15 protein-coding genes are annotated in these 18,863 nt (G+C 70.6%); 11 read left to right on the forward strand and 4 right to left on the reverse strand.

All coding sequences use genetic code 11. The features are described 5' to 3' along the window. The first annotated feature begins 2 nt into the window (after window positions 1-2). The 6 genes from ACIBCM_RS02095 (at window position 3) to ACIBCM_RS02120 (ending at window position 7,728) form a co-directional block, all read left to right on the forward strand. The gene (locus tag ACIBCM_RS02095; protein ID WP_399239126.1) at window positions 3-803 is read left to right on the forward strand and encodes a PspA/IM30 family protein; all 801 of its coding nucleotides are present in this window, start codon (window positions 3-5) and stop codon (window positions 801-803) included. Window positions 804-891: 88 nt separating this feature from the next. Continuing rightward, window positions 892-1,170, forward strand: coding sequence for a hypothetical protein (locus ACIBCM_RS02100; RefSeq protein WP_399239128.1), 279 nt, complete (start codon window positions 892-894; stop codon window positions 1,168-1,170). Window positions 1,171-1,676: 506 nt separating this feature from the next. After that, the gene (locus ACIBCM_RS02105; protein ID WP_399239130.1) at window positions 1,677-2,942 is read left to right on the forward strand and encodes a sensor histidine kinase; all 1,266 of its coding nucleotides are present in this window, start codon (window positions 1,677-1,679) and stop codon (window positions 2,940-2,942) included. Next, window positions 2,939-3,625, forward strand: a complete 687-nt coding sequence (locus ACIBCM_RS02110; protein WP_399239132.1) for a response regulator — start codon at window positions 2,939-2,941, stop codon at window positions 3,623-3,625. Before ACIBCM_RS02105 ends, ACIBCM_RS02110 begins: the two co-directional genes overlap by 4 nt. A 181-nt stretch (window positions 3,626-3,806) precedes the next feature. Further along, the gene (locus ACIBCM_RS02115) at window positions 3,807-6,947 is read left to right on the forward strand and encodes an efflux RND transporter permease subunit (protein WP_399239134.1); all 3,141 of its coding nucleotides are present in this window, start codon (window positions 3,807-3,809) and stop codon (window positions 6,945-6,947) included. Between the two features lie 103 nt (window positions 6,948-7,050). After that, window positions 7,051-7,728, forward strand: a complete 678-nt coding sequence (locus tag ACIBCM_RS02120; protein WP_399239136.1) for an alpha/beta fold hydrolase — start codon at window positions 7,051-7,053, stop codon at window positions 7,726-7,728. 614 nt (window positions 7,729-8,342) lie between these two features. On the opposite strand, the gene nadA is transcribed toward ACIBCM_RS02120, so the two are convergent. Further along, window positions 8,343-9,548 (reverse strand): quinolinate synthase NadA, encoded by a 1,206-nt coding sequence (gene nadA / locus ACIBCM_RS02125; RefSeq protein ID WP_399239138.1) that lies wholly within the window; start codon window positions 9,546-9,548, stop codon window positions 8,343-8,345. A 270-nt stretch (window positions 9,549-9,818) separates the two neighbouring features. Here nadA and ACIBCM_RS02130 point away from each other — a divergent pair, with 270 nt between their 5' ends. Next, a complete protein-coding gene (locus tag ACIBCM_RS02130) occupies window positions 9,819-10,175 on the forward strand; it encodes a HesB/IscA family protein (protein ID WP_399239817.1) in 357 nt (118 codons plus the stop codon). A gap of 162 nt (window positions 10,176-10,337) precedes the next feature. Here ACIBCM_RS02130 and ACIBCM_RS02135 read toward each other — a convergent pair whose 3' ends face one another. Both ACIBCM_RS02135 and ACIBCM_RS02140 read right to left on the reverse strand, forming a co-directional pair. After that, window positions 10,338-11,942: a hypothetical protein gene (locus ACIBCM_RS02135; protein WP_399239140.1), complete on the reverse strand. Its 1,605-nt coding sequence runs from the start codon at window positions 11,940-11,942 to the stop codon at window positions 10,338-10,340. Between the two features lie 125 nt (window positions 11,943-12,067). Continuing rightward, a complete protein-coding gene (locus ACIBCM_RS02140) occupies window positions 12,068-12,316 on the reverse strand; it encodes a hypothetical protein (RefSeq protein WP_399239142.1) in 249 nt (82 codons plus the stop codon). Between the two features lie 130 nt (window positions 12,317-12,446). On the opposite strand from ACIBCM_RS02140, the gene ACIBCM_RS02145 reads away from it, so the two are divergent. Beyond that, complete coding sequence (locus ACIBCM_RS02145; protein WP_399239144.1) at window positions 12,447-13,421, forward strand: carbohydrate kinase family protein; 975 nt, start codon at window positions 12,447-12,449, stop codon at window positions 13,419-13,421. A 442-nt stretch (window positions 13,422-13,863) separates the two neighbouring features. Here the strand turns inward: ACIBCM_RS02145 and ACIBCM_RS02150 are convergent, their stop codons facing one another. Continuing rightward, window positions 13,864-15,267 (reverse strand): cysteine desulfurase/sulfurtransferase TusA family protein, encoded by a 1,404-nt coding sequence (locus tag ACIBCM_RS02150; protein WP_399239146.1) that lies wholly within the window; start codon window positions 15,265-15,267, stop codon window positions 13,864-13,866. 351 nt (window positions 15,268-15,618) lie between these two features. On the opposite strand from ACIBCM_RS02150, the gene coxB reads away from it, so the two are divergent. Genes coxB through ACIBCM_RS02165 form a run of 3 tightly spaced genes read left to right on the forward strand, consistent with a single transcriptional unit; the run spans window position 15,619 to window position 18,736 of the window. Next, a complete protein-coding gene (gene coxB / locus ACIBCM_RS02155) occupies window positions 15,619-16,614 on the forward strand; it encodes a cytochrome c oxidase subunit II (RefSeq protein WP_399239148.1) in 996 nt (331 codons plus the stop codon). Beyond that, complete coding sequence (gene ctaD / locus ACIBCM_RS02160) at window positions 16,611-18,341, forward strand: cytochrome c oxidase subunit I (RefSeq protein ID WP_399239150.1); 1,731 nt, start codon at window positions 16,611-16,613, stop codon at window positions 18,339-18,341. The genes coxB and ctaD overlap by 4 nt, the downstream gene beginning before the upstream one ends. Beyond that, window positions 18,338-18,736: a cytochrome c oxidase subunit 4 gene (locus ACIBCM_RS02165; RefSeq protein WP_399239152.1), complete on the forward strand. Its 399-nt coding sequence runs from the start codon at window positions 18,338-18,340 to the stop codon at window positions 18,734-18,736. Before ctaD ends, ACIBCM_RS02165 begins: the two co-directional genes overlap by 4 nt. Window positions 18,737-18,863: the final 127 nt, after the last annotated feature.

Genomic DNA, 18,863 nt, shown 5'->3' on the forward strand with positions numbered 1-18,863 from the left:
CCATGAGCGGTGTCATGAAGCGTATGGGGATGATCTTCCGCGCGAAGGCAAACAAGGCCCTTGACCGGGCCGAGGATCCGCGCGAGACCCTCGATTACTCGTACCAGAAGCAGCTGGAGCTGCTCCAGAAGGTGCGCCGCGGGGTCGCCGACGTGGCGACCTCCCGCAAGCGCCTGGAGCTCCAGCTCAACCAGTTGCAGGGACAGTCCTCCAAGCTGGAGGACCAGGGCCGCAAGGCGCTGGCGCTCGGCCGTGAGGACCTGGCGCGCGAGGCGCTCTCCCGCCGCGCCGCGCTCCAGCAGCAGGTCACCGACCTGGAGACGCAGCACACCACGCTGCAGGGCGAGGAGGAGAAGCTCACCCTCGCGGCCCAGCGCCTCCAGGCCAAGGTCGACGCCTTCCGCACCAAGAAGGAGACGATCAAGGCCACCTACACCGCCGCGCAGGCACAGACCCGGATCGGGGAGGCGTTCTCCGGCATCTCGGAGGAGATGGGCGACGTCGGGCTCGCGATCCAGCGTGCCGAGGACAAGACCGCCCAGCTCCAGGCGCGGGCGGGCGCGATCGACGAGCTGCTCGCCTCGGGCGCGCTCGACGACCCGAGCGGGATGGCGAAGGACGACATCGCCGCCGAGCTGGACCGTATCTCCGGTGGTACGGATGTGGAGCTGGAGCTCCAGCGGATGAAGGCCGAACTGGCGGGCGGCACCTCCTCGAAGCAGGCCATCGAGGGCGGCAGCGCCACTCCGCAGGACGCCCAGGGTCAGCAGAACAGCGCCAGGCCGAATTTCGACAAGCACTGAGGGCGCCTGGGCCGGACACCGGCGGCCTCCGGCTGGCGGCAGGCACCGGCCGACCGCGTCCCTCGGGACCGAGCAGTAGGGACTCGTCATGATCGTACGGATCATGGGGGAGGGTCAGGTGAAGCTGGCGGACAGCCACTTCGCCGAACTGAACAAGCTCGACGACGAGCTGCTGGCGGAGATGGAACAGGGCGACGGCCCCGGTTTCCGCCGGACGCTCACCGCGCTCCTGGAGCGCGTCCGGGAACTGGGGGAGCCGCTCCCGGACGACGCCCTGGAGCCGTCGGAGCTGATCCTCCCCGCCCCGGGAGCCACCCTGGAGGACGTCCGGGAGATGCTCGGTGACGGCGGTCTCCTCCCCGGCTGATCCCGGCCCCGACCGGGCCCGCACGGCCCGCGCATTCCAACAGCGTGCCCCGCTCAGGACTTTCCGAGCGGGGCACGCGCGCGTCGAGGGGCGTACGCCGGCCGGGACCGCCCGGACCGTACGGATCCAGGGGCACATCCAGGGACACCCTTCCCGGAGGCGGGGCCTGCCCGGGGCGAACGGTTTCCTCCCGGTACGGCACGTGAGCCGGGCCGGGGCCGCCGGATCTTCGCGGTTACGGCACCTGTGCCCGGCCCGGAGGTGCGACGACGGTACGACGAAGTGACCGGCGCCTCCTCCGGGCTCCGGACGCCGGCCCCGCCCGGACCGCCCGCGCCCCGGAATCCCCGCGTCCACCCCGGTTTCCGCACCCCTGTGTCCCCCTCGCCCGGGCACCCTCCACAGGTCGTGCCACCACCCCGCCCAGGCCCCGGATTCCCTACTTCCGTACATCTGAACGGCCGACGGGCACCCGGCGGCCGGGACACGTCGTACCGTTGCCTGTTGTGACCTCCCTCGCCGTCCGGTTCGCCCGCGCCCAGCGCTGGCTCCGTGAGCACCCCCTGGCGTTCGACGCCGCACTCGCCGTGATCGTGCTGGCCGGCATGGTCGTGGGCTCCTTCGCGGAGCCGTACGGCAAACACGGGCCGCAGTTCGGCGCCCGTACCCCCGGCGCACTCACCCTGGTGCTGCTGGTCCTGGCATCCGCGGCGCTGGTCTACCGCCGTCGCCGCCCGGTGTGCGTACTGGTCTTCGTCGGCGGCATGGCCGTGGTCGAGCTGATCTTCGCCAACCGCCCGGCCCCGGTCGCGATGGCCGCCGTCATCGCCCTCTACACCGTCGCCTCCCGCACCGACCGGCCCACCACCTGGCGGGTCGGCCTGCTCACGATGACCGTGCTCACCGGCTCCGCGATGTTCTTCGGCACGACCCCCTGGTACACCCAGGAGAACGTGGGCATCTTCGCCTGGACCGGGATGGCAGCGGCCGCCGGTGACGCCGTACGCAGCCGGCGGGCGTTCGTCGACGCCATCCGGGAGCGCGCCGACCGCGCCGAGCGGACCCGGGAGGAGGAGGCCCGGCGCCGGGTCGCCGAGGAGCGGCTGCGTATCGCCCGTGATCTCCACGATGTCGTCGCCCATCACATCGCCCTGGTCAATGTGCAGGCGGGCGTCGCCGCGCATGTCATGGACAAGCGCCCCGACCAGGCCAAGGAGGCGCTCGCCCATGTACGGGAGGCCAGCCGCTCCGCGCTCAGTGAACTGCGGGCCACGGTCGGGCTGCTGCGGCAGTCCGGCGACCCGGAGGCGCCCACCGAACCCGCGCCCGGCCTCGGCGTTCTCGATCAACTGGTCACCACCTTCCGGCAGTCCGGTCTGGCGGTGGAGGTGGCCCGCGCCGACGAGGGCGTCCGGCGCCCCGCGGCCGTCGACCTCGCCGCGTACCGGATCATCCAGGAGGCCCTCACCAATGTGCGCAAGCACGCGGGCCCGGAGGCCAAGGCCGAGGTGAGCGTGATCCGCGTGGGCACGACCCTGGAGGTCACGGTCCTGGACAACGGCTCCGCCCCGGAGCCCGGCGGCCGGATACCCGACGCCCCGGTCGTGCCTGGGACGAGCGCCGACGACCCGGGCGGCGGCCATGGCCTCCTCGGCATGCGCGAACGGGTCTCGGCCCTCGGCGGCCGGCTCAGCGCGGGCCCCCGGTACGGCGGCGGATTCCGGGTGCAGGCGATACTTCCCCTGAAAGCGCGCACGGGGGAGGACACATGACGATCAGGGTGCTGCTCGCCGACGACCAGGCACTGCTGCGCAGTGCCTTCCGGGTCCTGGTGGACTCGGAACCGGACATGGCCGTGGTCGGGGAGGCCGCGGACGGCGCCGAGGCCGTCGCCCTCGCCCGCTCCGAACAGGCCGACGTCGTCCTGATGGACATCCGGATGCCCGGTACGGACGGCCTCGCCGCCACCCGTATGATCAGCGCCGATCCCACGCTGGCCCATGTCCGTATCGTCATGCTGACGACCTTCGAGGTGGACGAGTACGTCGTCCAGTCCCTGCGCGCCGGGGCGTCGGGCTTCCTCGGCAAGGGCGCCGAACCCGACGAACTCCTCAGCGCCATCCGTATCGCCGCCGCCGGTGAGGCGCTGCTGTCGCCCGTCGCCACCAAGGGGCTGATCGCCAAGTTCCTCGCCCAGGGCGGCGGCCGGGACGACGACCCGGACTCCGCGACCTACTCCGAGCGCCTCGAAGCGCTCACCGTGCGCGAGCGCGAGGTCCTCGTCCTGGTCGCCGGCGGCCACTCCAACGACGAGATCGCCGAACGCCTCGCGGTGAGCCCGCTCACCGTGAAGACCCATGTGAACCGGGCCATGGCCAAGCTGGGCGCCCGGGACCGCGCCCAACTGGTGGTCACCGCCTATGAATCGGGTCTGGTCCGTCCGAGGGCGGACTGAACCGACTCCCGCGTGTACTCCAATCGCGGTATACGCGAGATAAAGAAACGAGACCTGGGGGCGACGGGTCCGCCATCCTCATGGCTGATCGTATAAGCGGGCCACCGACTGTGCCCGACGCCACACAGTACGCCTGTCGTCCGGCGCCTTCCTGCCGCGTAAGTCACAGAAGAGAGACCTCATGTCCTGGCTGTCGAGATTCAGCCTGAAGCAACGCGCCCTGGTCGGGCTGATGTCGATCGTGGCGATCGTCTTCGGCGCGATCGCCATCCCCCAGCTCAAGCAACAGCTGCTGCCGTCCATCGAACTTCCGATGGTCTCCGTGCTCGCCCCCTATCAGGGCGCGTCCCCCGATGTGGTCGAGAAGCAGGTCGTCGAGCCGCTGGAGAGCTCGCTCAAGGCCGTCGACGGCATCAAGAGCATCACCTCCACGGCGAGCGAGGGCAACGCCGTGATCATGGCCGGCTTCGAGTACGGGGACGGTACCAAGCAGCTCGTCGCCGATGTCCAGCAGGCGGTGAACCGGGCGAGCGCCGAGCTGCCCGACGACGTCGACCCGCAGGTGATCGCCGGCTCCACGGACGACATCCCGACCGTCGTCCTCGCGGTCACCTCCGACAAGGACCAGCAGGCGCTCGCCGATCAGCTGGAACGTACCGTCGTCCCCGCCCTGGAGGACATCGACGGCGTCGGCCAGGTCTCCATCGACGGCGTCCAGGACCTCCAGGTCTCGGTCACCCCCTACGAGGCGAGGCTCCGCGCCGCCGGTCTCGGCGTCGACGCGATCAGCGGAGCGCTGAAGGCGGGCGGCGCCACGATGCCGGCCGGCTCCTTCAGCGAGGGGGGCAAGAATCTCACCGTCCAGGTAGGCGGCGGGTTCACCAGCCTCCGCCAGATCGCCGACGTACGGATCCCTTCGGCGGCTCCCAAGGGCAAGCCCGTCCGCCTCGGCGACATCGCCAAGGTCGAGCAGACCCCGTCCACCGCGGTCTCCCTCACCCGTACCGACGGCAAGCCCAGCCTCGCGGTCCTCGCCACCATGGACAACGACGGCAGCGCCGTCGCCATCTCCGACGCGGTCCGGGACAAGCTGCCCGAGCTGCGCGAGGACCTGGGCTCCGGCGCCGAGCTGACCGTCGTCTCCGACCAGGGCCCGGCGGTCTCCAAGGCGATCTCCGGTCTGACCACTGAGGGCGCGCTCGGTCTGCTCTTCGCCGTGATCGTGATCCTGGTCTTCCTGGCCTCGCTGCGCTCCACCCTGGTCACCGCGGTCTCCATCCCGCTGTCCGTGGTGCTGGCGCTGATCGTGCTGTGGACCCGCGACCTCTCGCTCAACATGCTCACCCTCGGCGCGCTGACCATCGCCATCGGCCGGGTCGTCGACGACTCGATCGTGGTGCTGGAGAACATCAAGCGCCATCTCGGCTACGGCGAGGAGCGCGAGAGCGCGATCATCAACGCGGTGAAGGAGGTCGCCGGCGCGGTCACCGCCTCGACACTGACCACCGTGGCCGTGTTCCTGCCGATCGGTCTGACCGGCGGGATGATCGGTGAGCTGTTCGGCTCGTTCTCGCTCACCGTCTCCGCGGCCCTGCTGGCCTCCCTCCTCGTCTCGCTCACCGTGGTGCCGGTGCTGTCGTACTGGTTCCTGCGCGCGCCGAAGGCCGTCCGCGGAATGGACCCGGACGAGGCCCGCCGGATCGCGGAGGAGAAGGAGGAGCGCAGCAGGCTCCAGCGCTCGTACATCCCCGTACTGCGCTTCGCCACCCGCCGCCGGATCACCAGCGTCGTCCTCGCGGTCGTCATCCTCTTCGGCACCTTCGGCATGGCCGGACTGCTGAAGACGAACTTCTTCGACCAGGGCGAGCAGGAGGTCATGTCGATCAAGCAGGAGCTGCCCCCGGGCACCAGCCTGGAGGCGTCCGACGCCGCCGCGAAGAAGGTCGAGAACGTCCTCAGCGGTATCGACGAGCTGGAGAACTACCAGGTCACCGTCGGCTCCTCCGGATTCATGGCCGCCTTCGGCGGTGGCACCGGCGCCAACCAGGCGTCGTACCAGATGACCCTGAAGGACGCGGCCGACTACGAGAAGACCCGCGACCGCATCGACGACGAACTGGCCAAGCTCGACGGCATCGGCGACACCACCATCGCGGCGGGCGACGGCTTCGGCAGCCAGGACCTGAGCGTCGTCGTCAAGGCCGCCGACCCGGCCACCCTGAAGTCCGCCTCCGAGGCGGTACGGGAAGAGGTCGCCGGACTCAAGAACGTCACCGACGTCCAGAGCGACCTGGCGCAGAGCGTCCCGAGGATCTCGGTCAAGGCCAACGCCAACGCCGTGGCGGCCGGCTTCAACGACGCCAGCCTCGGTGCCGCCGTCGCCCAGGCCGTGCGCGGCACCCCCATCGCCAAGGCGATCCTCGACGACAGCGAGCGCGATGTCGTCATCACCTCCGCCAAGCCCGCCAAGACCATCGCGGAACTGCGGGACCTGCCCCTCGGAGCGCTGAAGCTCGGCCAGGTCGCCGAGGTGCAGCAGGCGCCGGGACCGGTCTCCATGACCCGTATCGACGGCTCCCGCGCCGCCACGATCACGGCCAAGCCGACCGGCGACAACACCGGCGCCGTCAGCAGCGCGCTCCAGTCCAAGCTGAAGTCCCTCGATCTGCCGGAGGGCGCCACGGCCTCCATCGGCGGAGTGTCGGAGGACCAGGACGAGGCGTTCGGCTCCCTCGGCCTGGCGATGCTCGCGGCGATCGCGATCGTCTTCATGCTGCTGGTCGCCACCTTCCGCTCGCTGGTGCAGCCGCTGATCCTGCTGGTCTCCATCCCGTTCGCGGCGACCGGAGCGATCGGTCTGCTCGTCATCACCGGCACCCCGATGGGCGTCCCGGCGATGATCGGCATGCTGATGCTGATCGGCATCGTCGTCACCAACGCGATCGTGCTGATCGACCTCATCAACCAGTACCGCGCACAGGGGCTCGGCGTCGTCGAGTCCGTCATCGAGGGCGGGCGGCACCGGCTGCGCCCGATTCTGATGACCGCCCTGGCGACGATCTGCGCCCTGCTCCCGATGGCCCTGGGCGTCACGGGCGAGGGCGGCTTCATCGCCAAGCCACTGGCGGTGGTCGTGATCGGCGGTCTGATCACCTCCACCCTGCTCACCCTGCTGCTCGTGCCGACGCTCTACTCGATGGTGGAGCTGCGCAAGGAGCGGCGCGCGAAGAAGAAGGCCGCGAAGCGCGCGAAGTCCGGCGACGGACGGCCGCCGGAGGTCTCGGACGCCGACGCGGACGTCCTGGCCTCGGCCGACCTGTAGCGCAGATCCGGTGAACTCGCCCGGTCCGGGCCCCTTCGGGAGCCCGGACCGGGCTTTCGTGCGCCACGATGGGGTCCTCTGGTCCCTTCCGCAGGAGCGGCGTATGACGGAGTACCTCCTCATCCCCGGCGCCGACGGCCGCGCCTGGTACTGGCACCGGGTGGTGCCCGAGCTGCGTGCCCGGGGCCATGAGGCCATCGCCGTCGACCTCCCCGAGGACAACACCGCGGATCTGTCCGACTACACCGAAGCCGTGGTCGACCAGCTCGGCGCGCCCCCCGGGAGGCTGGTCGTCGTCGCCCAGTCGCTGTCCGGTTTCATCGCGCCCCTGGTCTGCGAGCGGGTCTCCGTGGAGCGTCTGATCCTGGTCAACGCCATGGTCCCGGCGCCCGGCGAGACACCGGGCCAGTGGTGGGCCAACACGGGCCAGCCGGCGGCCCGCCGGGCCCTCGCGGTCCGCGACGGCCGCGACCCCGACGCCCCGTTCGACCCGCTCGTCGACTTCTTCCACGACGTCCCGCCCGAGGTCACCACCGAGGCGATGACCTCCCCGCCCGGGGCCCCCTCCGAGGCCCTGTTCGCGGACCCCTGGCCCCTGCCGTCCTGGCCGGAGATCCCCACCCGCTTCCTCCAGTCCCGCGACGACCGCTTCTTCCCCGCGGACTTCCAGCGCCGCACGGTCGCCGCGCGCCTGGGCATCCCGGTGGAGATCCTTCCCGGCGGGCATCTGGTCGCCCTGAGCCGCCCCTCGGAACTCACGGACTGGATCTGCGAGTCCTAACGGGGCCGGCGTTGCCGGGGCACTTCCCGGCCGCGTCGGGGGTCTGTTCCTTCCCGGGGCTCCGCCCCGGACCCGGGTCCTCAATCGCCGGACGGGCTGGGTCGGCCGGGGCCCGGGCCCTTTCAGCCTTGCCGCTGCCGGGGCAGCTGTGGCCTTGCCGGGGCTGGGGCACCCCAACTGTGCCGGGGCGTGGACGTTTCCAATCCCGCCGGGGGACTGTCCCGGGGGCGGGATGTTTCCAGCCTCGCCGGCGTTTGAGGCGCGGGGTCCGGGGCGGAGCCCCGGCAGGGGCCCGGGTGGTCCGGCCCGGCGCGCGTCGGCTGTGGCTCACCGGCCCTGGAGCGGGGTCGCTCCCGGCCCGCTGGGCTTCGGATTCCCAAGTCCGCCAGGGTCGGGGGACCTCGACTGTGCCGGGGGCGGGATGTTTCCAGCCTCGCCGGCGTTTGAGGCGCGGGGTCCGGGGCGGAGCCCCGGCAAGGGCCCGCGCGGTTGGCCCCGCGCACCAGGCCACGGCCTACCCGTGCCGAGGCCCGGGAACCCCCGGCCCCGCCGGCGTTCGAGGCGCGGGGACCGGGGCAGCGCCCCGGCAAGGAGGGCTTCACACCAGGCCACCCCTACGGCAGCGCCAGCATCCTCTCCAGCGCCAGCTTCGCGAAGCTCTCCGTCTCCTTGTCGACCTGGATACGGTTCACCAGCGAGCCCTCCGCCAGCGACTCCAGCGCCCACACCAGGTGCGGCAGGTCGATGCGGTTCATGGTCGAGCAGAAGCAGACCGTCCGGTCGAGGAAGACGACCTCCTTGTCGGGGTGCGCGTTGGCCACCCGGCGCACCAGATTCAGCTCGGTGCCGATCGCCCACTTGGAACCGGCGGGAGCCGCCTCCAGCGTCTTGATGATGTACTCCGTCGAACCGACGTGGTCCGCCGCCGCCACGACCTCGTGCTTGCACTCCGGGTGCACCAGCACATTCACCCCCGGGATCCGCTCCCGTACCTCCCGGACCGAATCCAGCGAGAAGCGGCCGTGCACCGAGCAGTGCCCGCGCCACAGGATCATCTTCGCCGCGCGCAGCTGCTCCGCGGTCAGCCCGCCGTTCGGCTTGTGCGGGTTGTAGACCACGCAGTCGTCGAGCGACAGACCGAGGTCCCGGACGGCGGTGTTGCGCCCGAGGTGCTGGTCCGGCAGGAACAGGATCTTCTCGCCCTGCTCGAACGCCCACTCCAGCGCCCGCTTCGCATTGGACGAGGTGCAGATCGTGCCGCCGTGCTTCCCGGTGAACGCCTTGATGTCCGCCGAGGAGTTCATATACGAGACGGGCACGACCTGATCGGCTATACCGGCGTCGGTCAGTACGTCCCAGCACTCGGCGACCTGCTCGGCCGTCGCCATGTCGGCCATGGAACAGCCCGCCGCGAGGTCCGGCAGGACGACCTTCTGGTCGTCGGAGGTGAGGATGTCCGCGGACTCCGCCATGAAGTGCACACCACAGAAGACGATGTACTCGGCCTCCGGCCGGGCCGCCGCGTCCTTCGCCAGCTTGAAGGAGTCACCGGTGACATCGGCGAACTGGATGACCTCGTCGCGTTGATAGTGGTGGCCGAGGACGAAGACCTTGTCGCCGAGTTTCTCCTTCGCGGCACGTGCGCGTTCCACCAGATCCGGGTCGGACGGGGACGGCAGGTCGCCGGGGCACTCCACACCGCGCTCGCTCCTGGGGTCGGCCTCACGGCCGAGGAGCAGCAGGGCGAGGGGCGTCGGCTGTACGTCGAGCAGGGCGTCCTGCGGTTCCGTACGGGCTTGGGCGGTGGTCACGTCACGCACCCTTTCTCTTTTCTACACCTTTATCGTCTATTTGACGTTATCTATCATAACCGCTTCACGTCACTTTGACGATGCCCATAGCGTCGATGTGACGCACCCCCTGGCTCCACGCCGTGTCCCCAGCCCAGGCGGTGTGCGAGCATAAGAAGGGAAAGAGGGGCCACGGGCCCGGAATGAATCCGCGGTCCCGCCGGTTGCAACCGTCGGCAAGCAGTCTCCGTACTTCGCCCTGCCTCAGGCGGGGAGACCATCCCGGGAGTGATGAAGCAGATGTCCGTATCGGACGAGACCACCACCGTGAGCGACGGTATCCTCCTGTCCGACGCCGCCGCGGCGAAGGTGAAGGCCCTGCTGGACCAGGAAGGCCGGGACGACCTGGCGCTGCGTGTCGCCGTACAGCCCGGTGGCTGCTCCGGCCTGCGCTATCAGCTGTTCTTCGACGAGCGTTCGCTCGACGGCGATGTCGTCAAGGACTTCGACGGCGTGAAGGTCGTCACCGACCGGATGAGCGCCCCGTATCTGGGAGGCGCCTCCATCGACTTCGTCGACACCATCGAGAAGCAGGGCTTCACCATCGACAACCCGAACGCGACGGGGTCCTGCGCCTGCGGCGACTCCTTCAACTGAGCGGCGCGGCGAGCCGGGCGACGTCCGGTTGGCGTACGCAGCAGAGGCGGCGGCCCCCTTTTCCGGGGCCGCCGCCTCTGTCGTATCCGAGTCTCCGGTATCGCAGTCTCCGGTGTCCCGGTCTCCGGTGTTCCCCGGGGCCCGTGACTCCGTGGGCCCTGCTCAGCCGGTGCGGGGCGGGATCGCCTTCCCCGTCGTCGCGTCCACGACCTCACGGTCGCCCAGGGGAGCGTCCAGAGTCACCTTCACCGTCGTATCGACACCGATCTCGATGCAGACGCGATCGGGTTCGGGATGCGACGCGGTGATGGTCACCCGCACCTGGCGCCCGGTCTCGCTCGCCTTCGCGCTATAGGTGTCGCAGACCCCGCCGATGAACCGGACCGTCAGCGTCCGCCCCTTCGTGGTGTACCACTCCACGGGCGGGGACACCGGAAGACCGGTCCTGTCCGGCGCGGGCGGTGCCGGTGCGATGTCCTTGCCCGGGGCCGACGACGGCGGGACCGGCGGAATCCCGGGCGCGTCCGGCGACGTCGGAGCGCTCTGGAGCAGATACCCGGACTCCACCGCGGCCTGGGCGACCGTGTACGACGGCGCCGCACCACCGGGCGCGACCCGGAACAGCCACGACGGTACGAGGGACAGCCGCCCCTCCGCGTACATCGCGGACAGCCCGAAGACGGCCTTGTCGACGGTCAGCGGTTCGGCCGGCGGAGGTGGGAGGGTGCCGCACCCGGTGTGGTCCCGTGCCGTGCCCGCGGCAGGGGCCGGCGGGGCACTGGCCTTGCCGCCGCCCCCGCCGTCCCTGCCCAGCGGCATCGGCGTGGCACAGGCGGGCAGGTCGCACGGCTCTATACCCCCGCTCCCGGCCCGGCCCTCGCCCGCGGGGCAGACGGCCGGCCGGGCCGCACCGCTTCCCCCGGGGGCGGAGTTCAGCCGCGCGAGTGCGTCCGTGGCGGAGACCACGGGGTACGAAGCCTGTGCGCGGGGTTCCTTCAACTGTCCGCCCCCGCCGACCACCCGGCCGTCCGCGCCGATCTGGATCCCGGTGGTCCAGCCGTACGTCGGCAGCCCGCCGACCACCGGCTCGGCGTTCACCACGCGGACCGCGCCCATCACCTGGCCGGCGTCCACGGCGGCATCACTCTGCCCGAGTGCCTTCAGTACGGGGGCGGCGGCCTTCTTCGCGGCCTCCTCGCTCACCGCAGGAACACCGTCCGGGCCGCTGGGGCCGCTCGTGGTCGTACCGGAGGGGCAGACATCGGTCCTCGGGCAGGCGTCACCGCGGGGAGCGGGCCCGAACCCGCCGTACGTCCAGGTGCCCGGGGCGTCCGCACTCACCTGGAGCACCGGGCCCGAGCCGTCCTTGTCGTCGCCCGTCAGCCACACCGAACCCTTCCGCAGGGGGGAGCCCGGCAGTCCGAGTACCTGCGCGAGCCGGCGCACCTCGTCCTCGGTGACCGTGCCCTCCGGGCGGTGCACGGAGGCCCGGTCCGGACCGTCCGGCAGAGCGCCCTTCGCCCGGTAGCCGGGCCCGGGGCCGGGGTGGGGCTCACCGGGCGCGATCCCGGCGGCGTCCACCGGAGCGGGGCTCACCGAGAGCTTCGGCGGCTCCGCGCCCCGGGGGTCCGGGCCGTCGCCGAATCCCGCCGTGGCGAGATAGGTGCCGCCTCCGCCCCCCACGACGAGTACCGCCGCCACGAGTGAGGCCACCAGCGGTGAACGCCACCGGCGTCCGCTGTCCTCGTCGGTCTTCGTCCCGCTCACCGCATCGCTCCCTGTCACCCGTCGACTGTCCCAACGGCCACGCGCCCCCTGATGCGGGGTCACGAGTGGGACGGGACAAGGGCGCGCGCGGTTCCCGGTTCGCGCCCCCGGTGAGCGGGCCGCCCTCAGCCTCCGCATCCGTATCCGCATCCAGATCCGTGTCCGAAGCCGGATCCGTCGTCGGACATCGAGGCGACGATCCGCGCCGGGGCGGCGGGCACGACGACTCCGCGGATACGGGACGGCGGAACGGCCGCGGGCACGGCGGACAGGGGCGCCGGACGGTGCGCGGCCATCCGGGCGCGGTCGCCCCGCAGCTGCGTCAGAGTGAATTCCCGGTCGCGGGAGGCCCTGTACGCCGGGGAGTTCGTCATATCCGCACCGTACGCACCGAGGAGCCGGGGGACGAAGACCTCCTGTCGGGCGGTTTCCGCCCTGCGATCCCCGGCTTCGACCGGGTAGCGTGAGATGTCATCCCCACCCCGCCACAGGAGCGCAATCGCCGTGCGAATCGCAGTCACCGGCTCCATCGCAAACGACCACCTCATGACCTTTCCCGGCCGCTTCGCCGACCAGCTGGTCGCGGATCAGCTGCACACGGTCTCCCTCTCCTTCCTGGTCGACAGCCTGAATGTGCGCAGGGGCGGTGTCGGGGCGAACATCTGCTTCGGCATGGGCCAGCTGGGTACGCGGCCCATCCTCGTCGGCGCCGCCGGAGCGGACTTCGGCGAGTACCGGGCCTGGCTCGACCGCCATGGTGTGGACACCGGGTCCGTACGTATCTCCGAGGTGCTGCACACGGCCCGCTTCGTCTGTACGACCGACGCCGACCACAACCAGATCGGCTCCTTCTACACCGGGGCGATGAGCGAGGCCCGGCTGATCGAGCTGAAGTCGGTGGGCGACCGGGTCGGCGGCCTCGATCTGGTCCTCATCGGCGCGGACGACCCCGAGGCGATGCTGCGGCACACCGAGGAGTGCCGTTCGCGGGGGATCCCCTTCGCGGCGGACTTCTCCCAGCAGATCGCGCGGATGAGCGGGGACGAGATCCGGATACTGCTGGACGGTGCGACCTATCTCTTCTCCAACGAGTACGAGAAGGGGCTGATCGAGTCCAAGACCGGCTGGACGGACAAGGAGATCCTCGACCGGGTCGGCCACCGCGTCACCACGCTCGGCTCCCGCGGTGTCCGTATCGAGCACGGCGGGGGCGACCCCATCGAGGTCGGCTGCCCCGAGGAGGAGGCCAAGGTCGACCCCACGGGCGTCGGCGACGCCTTCCGCGCCGGGTTCCTCTCGGGCCTCTCCTGGGGCGTCGGCCTGGAACGGGCGGCGCAGGTGGGCTGCATGCTGGCCACGCTGGTGATCGAAACCCTCGGCACCCAGGAGTACACCCTGCGGCGCGCGCACTTCATGGACCGCTTCACCAAGGCGTACGGCCAGGAGGCGGCCACCGAAGTCCAGTCCCACCTGACCTGACCTGACCCGCCCGGGGCACCCGGTCGCCCCGGGCCGTGTCCGCTCAGAGGCGGTCTGCCCGGAAACCGGCCCGCCCGGAAGGCCCGGCCCGCTCGGGCCGGGGGCGCCGGACCCCGCCACGCCCCCGCGTCACCCCCGCGGCCGGAAACACCCCCCGCGCCCGCGGGTGTCCGGCCGCTCCGCGTACCGGGTGACGAGCCCTCGCCCCGGTACGCCGTCCCGGGGACGATTCCCCCGGTCGGGCACCTCCCGGCCTCATGGGTGGGGGAGGCGCGGGTCCGGCGAAGGAAGCCGGAGCCGGGGCGGCCCCGCCGGCCGACCACCACCCGGGGTGCCCTCTCCCCGGCACCGGAAAATGGGCCGGAAGGCACGGGACACCGATCCGGGGAGCGGACGGGGCAAGCCGCCGGTGCCCCGGCGGCACCGGGGGCGGGCCCGTCCGCTATGTCACGCGGCGCACCACATAGGCCACCCGGCCCCCGCCGCGCTCCTCCTCGCCCACGTACTCCTGGCCCCGCATCTCGCACCACGCGGGAATGTCCAGCCGGGCCGCCTCGTCGTCCGAGAGCACCGTCACCGTCGCGCCCGGCGGCACATCGCCGATCACCCTGGCCAGTTCGATCACAGGGACCGGGCACCGCTTCCCGAGCGTGTCCAGCACCAGATCACCCCCGGCCGAACCGGAACCAGTACCGGAACCCGTCCGCCTGCCCGCCGCTGACACCGCCTCCGCCCCCATCCGCCCGCGGACCGCCGAGACCACCCCCGGCAGCACCTCCAGGAAGCCCTCCACGTCCGTAGCCGCCGTTCCGGCGGGCAGTGACACCCGTACGTTCCCCTCGCTGAGCACGCCCATCGCCCGCAGTACATGGCTCGGGGTCAGGGTGCTCGACGTACACGAGGAGCCCGACGACACGGAGTACCCCGCCCGGTCCAGCTCGTGCAGCAGCGCCTCCCCGTCGACATAGAGACAGGAGAAGGTGACCAGATGGGGGAGGCGCCGTACCGGGTCGCCCACCACGTCCACGTCCGGCACCAGCTCCGGCACCCTCGCGCGGATACGGTCCACCAGGCCCCGCAGCCGTACCGCCTCCGTCTCGGCCTGGGCCCGGACCGCCCGGAGCGAGGCCGCGGCGGCCACGATCCCCGGGATGTTCTCGTAACCGGCCGACCGCCCCGACTCCCGCTCGTCCGCGGGCTCCGGGGACGCGAACCGGACGCCCTTGCGCACCGCGAGCAGCCCCACCCCGCCGGGCCCGCCCCACTTGTGCGCGCTCGCGGTCAGCAGCGACCAGCCGTCGTCCACCGGCCCCCACGCCAGTGACTGCGCCGCGTCCACCAGCAGCGGCACCCCGGCCGCCCCGCAGATCCCGGCCACCTCCCGTACCGGCTGCTCGGTGCCGACCTCGTGGTTGGCCGACTGGAGGCAGGCCAGCGCCGTGTCCCCGCGCAGCGCCGCCGCGAACCGGGACGGATCGACGCGCCCGAGGCGGTCCACGGGAACCTCGGAGGTCTCCTCCCCGTAGCGCGCGGACGCGTGCAGTACGGAGGAGTGCTCCACCGCCGAGACCACCGCATGCCCGCCCACCCGCCGGCGCCCGGCGAGGGCCCCCGCCACCCCGAGGTGCACCGCGCGGGTCCCCGAAGGGGTGAAGACCAGTTCGTCCGGGCGGCAGCCCACCGCCTCCGCGGCCGCCTCCCGGGCCGCGTCCAGCAGCAGCCGGGCCCGCCGCCCCTCCCGGTAGAGCCTGGCGGGGTCGGCCCACCCCTCGTCGAGGGCGGCCTGGAGGGCCTGGCGGGCCACGGGGTGCAGCGGGGCGGAGGACGCGGTGTCGAAGTAGGGCACACGGTTACGCTACGACCCCGCCGGGAGCACCGCCCGAAGGGGCGTCAGCCGTCCACCGGAAGCGAGTACTCCGGGGGTGCGGACGGGGCGGCGAAGGCCCGTGCGCCGGCGCCGGGCGAGGCGGATAAACCCGAGGTGTTTCGGGCGGAAATCCCATGAAATATCAGGGTGATTCCACCTCTTCGGGGAGCCGAACGGCGCGTTGGGCACCCTCCCCGCGCGACCCCAGATAGCGTCCAGTAGGGTTTGGTCCGCATAAACATCCAAACCCCTGCCCGCGTCAGGACCGGCGACCGACCAGCGAGACGGCCGCACCCGTCGCGCGGGCCGAGACTCTCGGGAAGGCGCTACGTGAGTCCCAACGGCTCCGACCTCCCCCGCAGCCAACGCGCGGGTGGTACCCCCGCGTCGCGGCGCCCGATGCGGCGGAAGCTGCCGCAGGTGCTGACTGCGGGCCTGATCCTGGTTACCGCCACCGGTTGCGAATACACCTGGGAAGACTTTCCCCGCCTTGGCATGCCCACTCCGGTCACGGAAGAGGCGCCCATCATCCTCTCCCTGTGGCAGGGGTCGTGGGCTGCGGCGCTCGTCACGGGCGTCCTGGTGTGGGGGCTGATCCTGTGGAGTGTCTACTTCCACCGGCGTACCCGAACCAAGGTGGAGATCCCCCCGCAGACCCGGTACAACCTCCCCATCGAGGCGTTGTACACCGTGGTCCCGCTCATCGTCGTCTCGGTGTTCTTCTACTTCACCGCGCGTGACGAGACAAAGCTCATTTCCCTCTCCGAAAAGCCTGTCCACACCATCAACGTGGTCGGCTACCAGTGGAGCTGGGCCTTCAACTACATCGAGCCCGTGCCGGGTGTGACGGGCGATGCCAAGAAGGACAAGAACCTCAAGGCCATCCCCGACAAGTGGCTGGACGACCTCCCGCAGAACGCGGGCGGTGTCTACGACGCGGGCATCCCCGGCACCCGGAACCCCCAGAACGGCAACCCCGGCCCCACGCTGTGGCTGCCCAAGGGGGAGAAGGTCCGCTTCGTGCTGACCTCCCGTGATGTGATCCACTCCTTCTGGGTGGTCCCCTTCCTCTTCAAGCAGGACGTCATCCCCGGGCACACCAACGCCTTCGAGGTGACGCCCAACCGGGAGGGCACCTTCATGGGCAAGTGCGCGGAGCTCTGCGGCGTGGACCACTCCCGGATGCTCTTCAACGTCAAGGTCGTCTCCCCCGAGCGCTACCAGCAGCACCTCAAGGAGCTGGCGGACAAGGGTCAGACCGGCTACGTCCCGGCGGGCATTGAGCAGACGACCCCCGCCAAAAACGCGGAGAAGAACCAACTGTGAGCATCCTCAACCAACCCCAGGGTGCAGCCGCGGCCGACGACTCGTACGAGAACGAGCTGCCCGTCCGGCGCAAGCAGCCCGGCAATGTCGTGGTGAAGTGGCTGACCACCACCGACCACAAGACCATCGGTACGCTCTACCTGGTCACGTCGTTCGTGTTCTTCGTCATCGGCGGAATCATGGCGCTCGTGATGCGCGCCGAACTGGCCCGTCCCGGCACGCAGATCATGTCGAACGAGCAGTTCAACCAGGCGTTCACGATGCACGGCACGATCATGCTGCTGATGTTCGCGACGCCGCTGTTCGCCGGTTTCGCGAACTGGATCATGCCGCTGCAGATCGGCGCGCCCGATGTGGCGTTCCCGCGGCTGAACATGTTCGCCTACTGGCTGTACCTCTTCGGCTCGATCATCGCGGTGGCCGGCTTCCTCACCCCCCAGGGTGCCGCCGACTTCGGATGGTTCGCCTACTCCCCGCTCTCGGACGCCGTCCGTTCGCCGGGTGTCGGCGCCGACATGTGGATCATGGGTCTGGCCTTCTCCGGCTTCGGCACGATCCTCGGTTCGGTCAACTTCATCACCACGATCATCTGCATGCGCGCACCCGGTATGACGATGTTCCGGATGCCGATCTTCACCTGGAACGTGCTGCTGACCGGTGTTCTGGTCCTGCTCGCCTTCCCGGTGCTCGCCGCCGCGCTCTTCGCGCTGGAGGCGGACCGCAAGTTCGGTGCCCATATCTTCGACGCGGCCAACGGCGGCGCATTGCTCTGGCAGCACCTCTTCTGGTTCTTCGGCCATCCAGAGGTGTACATCATCGCCTTGCCGTTCTTCGGCATCATCTCGGAGATCATCCCGGTCTTCAGCCGCAAGCCGATGTTCGGCTACATGGGGCTGGTCGCCGCGACGATCGCCATCGCCGGTCTCTCGGTGACGGTGTGGGCGCACCACATGTATGTGACGGGCGGCGTCCTTCTGCCGTTCTTCTCCTTCATGACCTTCCTGATCGCGGTACCGACCGGTGTGAAGTTCTTCAACTGGATCGGCACCATGTGGAAGGGGTCGCTGTCCTTCGAGACACCGATGCTCTGGACGATCGGCTTCCTGATCACCTTCACCTTCGGTGGTCTGACCGGTGTCATCCTGGCCTCGCCGCCGCTGGACTTCCACGTCTCCGACTCGTACTTCGTCGTCGCGCACTTCCACTACGTCGTCTTCGGCACCGTGGTCTTCGCGATGTTCGCCGGCTTCCACTTCTGGTGGCCGAAGTTCACGGGCAAGATGCTGGACGAGCGGCTCGGCAAGATGACCTTCTGGACGCTGTTCCTGGGCTTCCACGGCACCTTCCTGGTCCAGCACTGGCTGGGCGCGGAGGGTATGCCCCGGCGGTACGCGGACTATCTGGCCGCGGACGGCTTCACGGCGCTGAACACCATCTCCACGATCAGCTCCTTCGTGCTCGGCGCGTCGCTCCTGCCGTTCTTCTACAACGTCTGGAAGACCGCCAAGTACGGCAAGAAGGTCGAGGTCGACGACCCGTGGGGCTACGGCAGGTCGCTCGAATGGGCGACGTCGTGCCCGCCGCCGCGGCACAACTTCCTCACGCTTCCGCGGATCCGTTCCGAATCCCCGGCGTTCGATCTGCATCACCCTGAGATCGCCGCTCTCGACCACCTCGAGAACAAGGGCGAGCACGCTCTCACCAATGGGACGGAGGCCGGCAAGTGAAGATCCAGGGAAAGATGTTCCTCTGGCTGAGCGTCTTCATCCTCGCCGTCGCCATCCTGTACGGCGTATGGTCGAAGGAACCGGCCGGTACCACCGCGCTCTTTCTCGCCTTCGGCCTGAGCGTCATGGTCGGCTTCTACCTGGCCTACACGGCCCGGCGGGTCGACGCGATGGCCCAGGACAACACCGAGGCCGATGTCGCGGACGAGGCCGGCGAGGTGGGGTTCTTCTCCCCGCACAGCTGGCAGCCGCTCTTCCTGGCCACCGGCGGCGCGTTCGCGTTCCTCGCCGTCGCGGTGGGCTGGTGGCTGCTGTACTTCTCGGCGCCGCTCATCCTCGTCGGTATCTGGGGCTGGACGTTCGAGTACTACCGCGGTGAGAACCAGAACCAGTAGTGGCGCGGGCGGCGCCGCAGGCGCCGCCCGAGGCATCAGGACCGGCCGGTACCGCCACCGGCGGTACCGGTCCCGTCCAGGGCGTCGGCACCGCGCCGACGCCGTATGACCCGGGCCCGGGTTCCCC

The sequence above is a fragment of the Streptomyces sp. NPDC051018 genome, assembly GCF_044456085.1.
Taxonomy (GTDB): domain Bacteria; phylum Actinomycetota; class Actinomycetes; order Streptomycetales; family Streptomycetaceae; genus Streptomyces.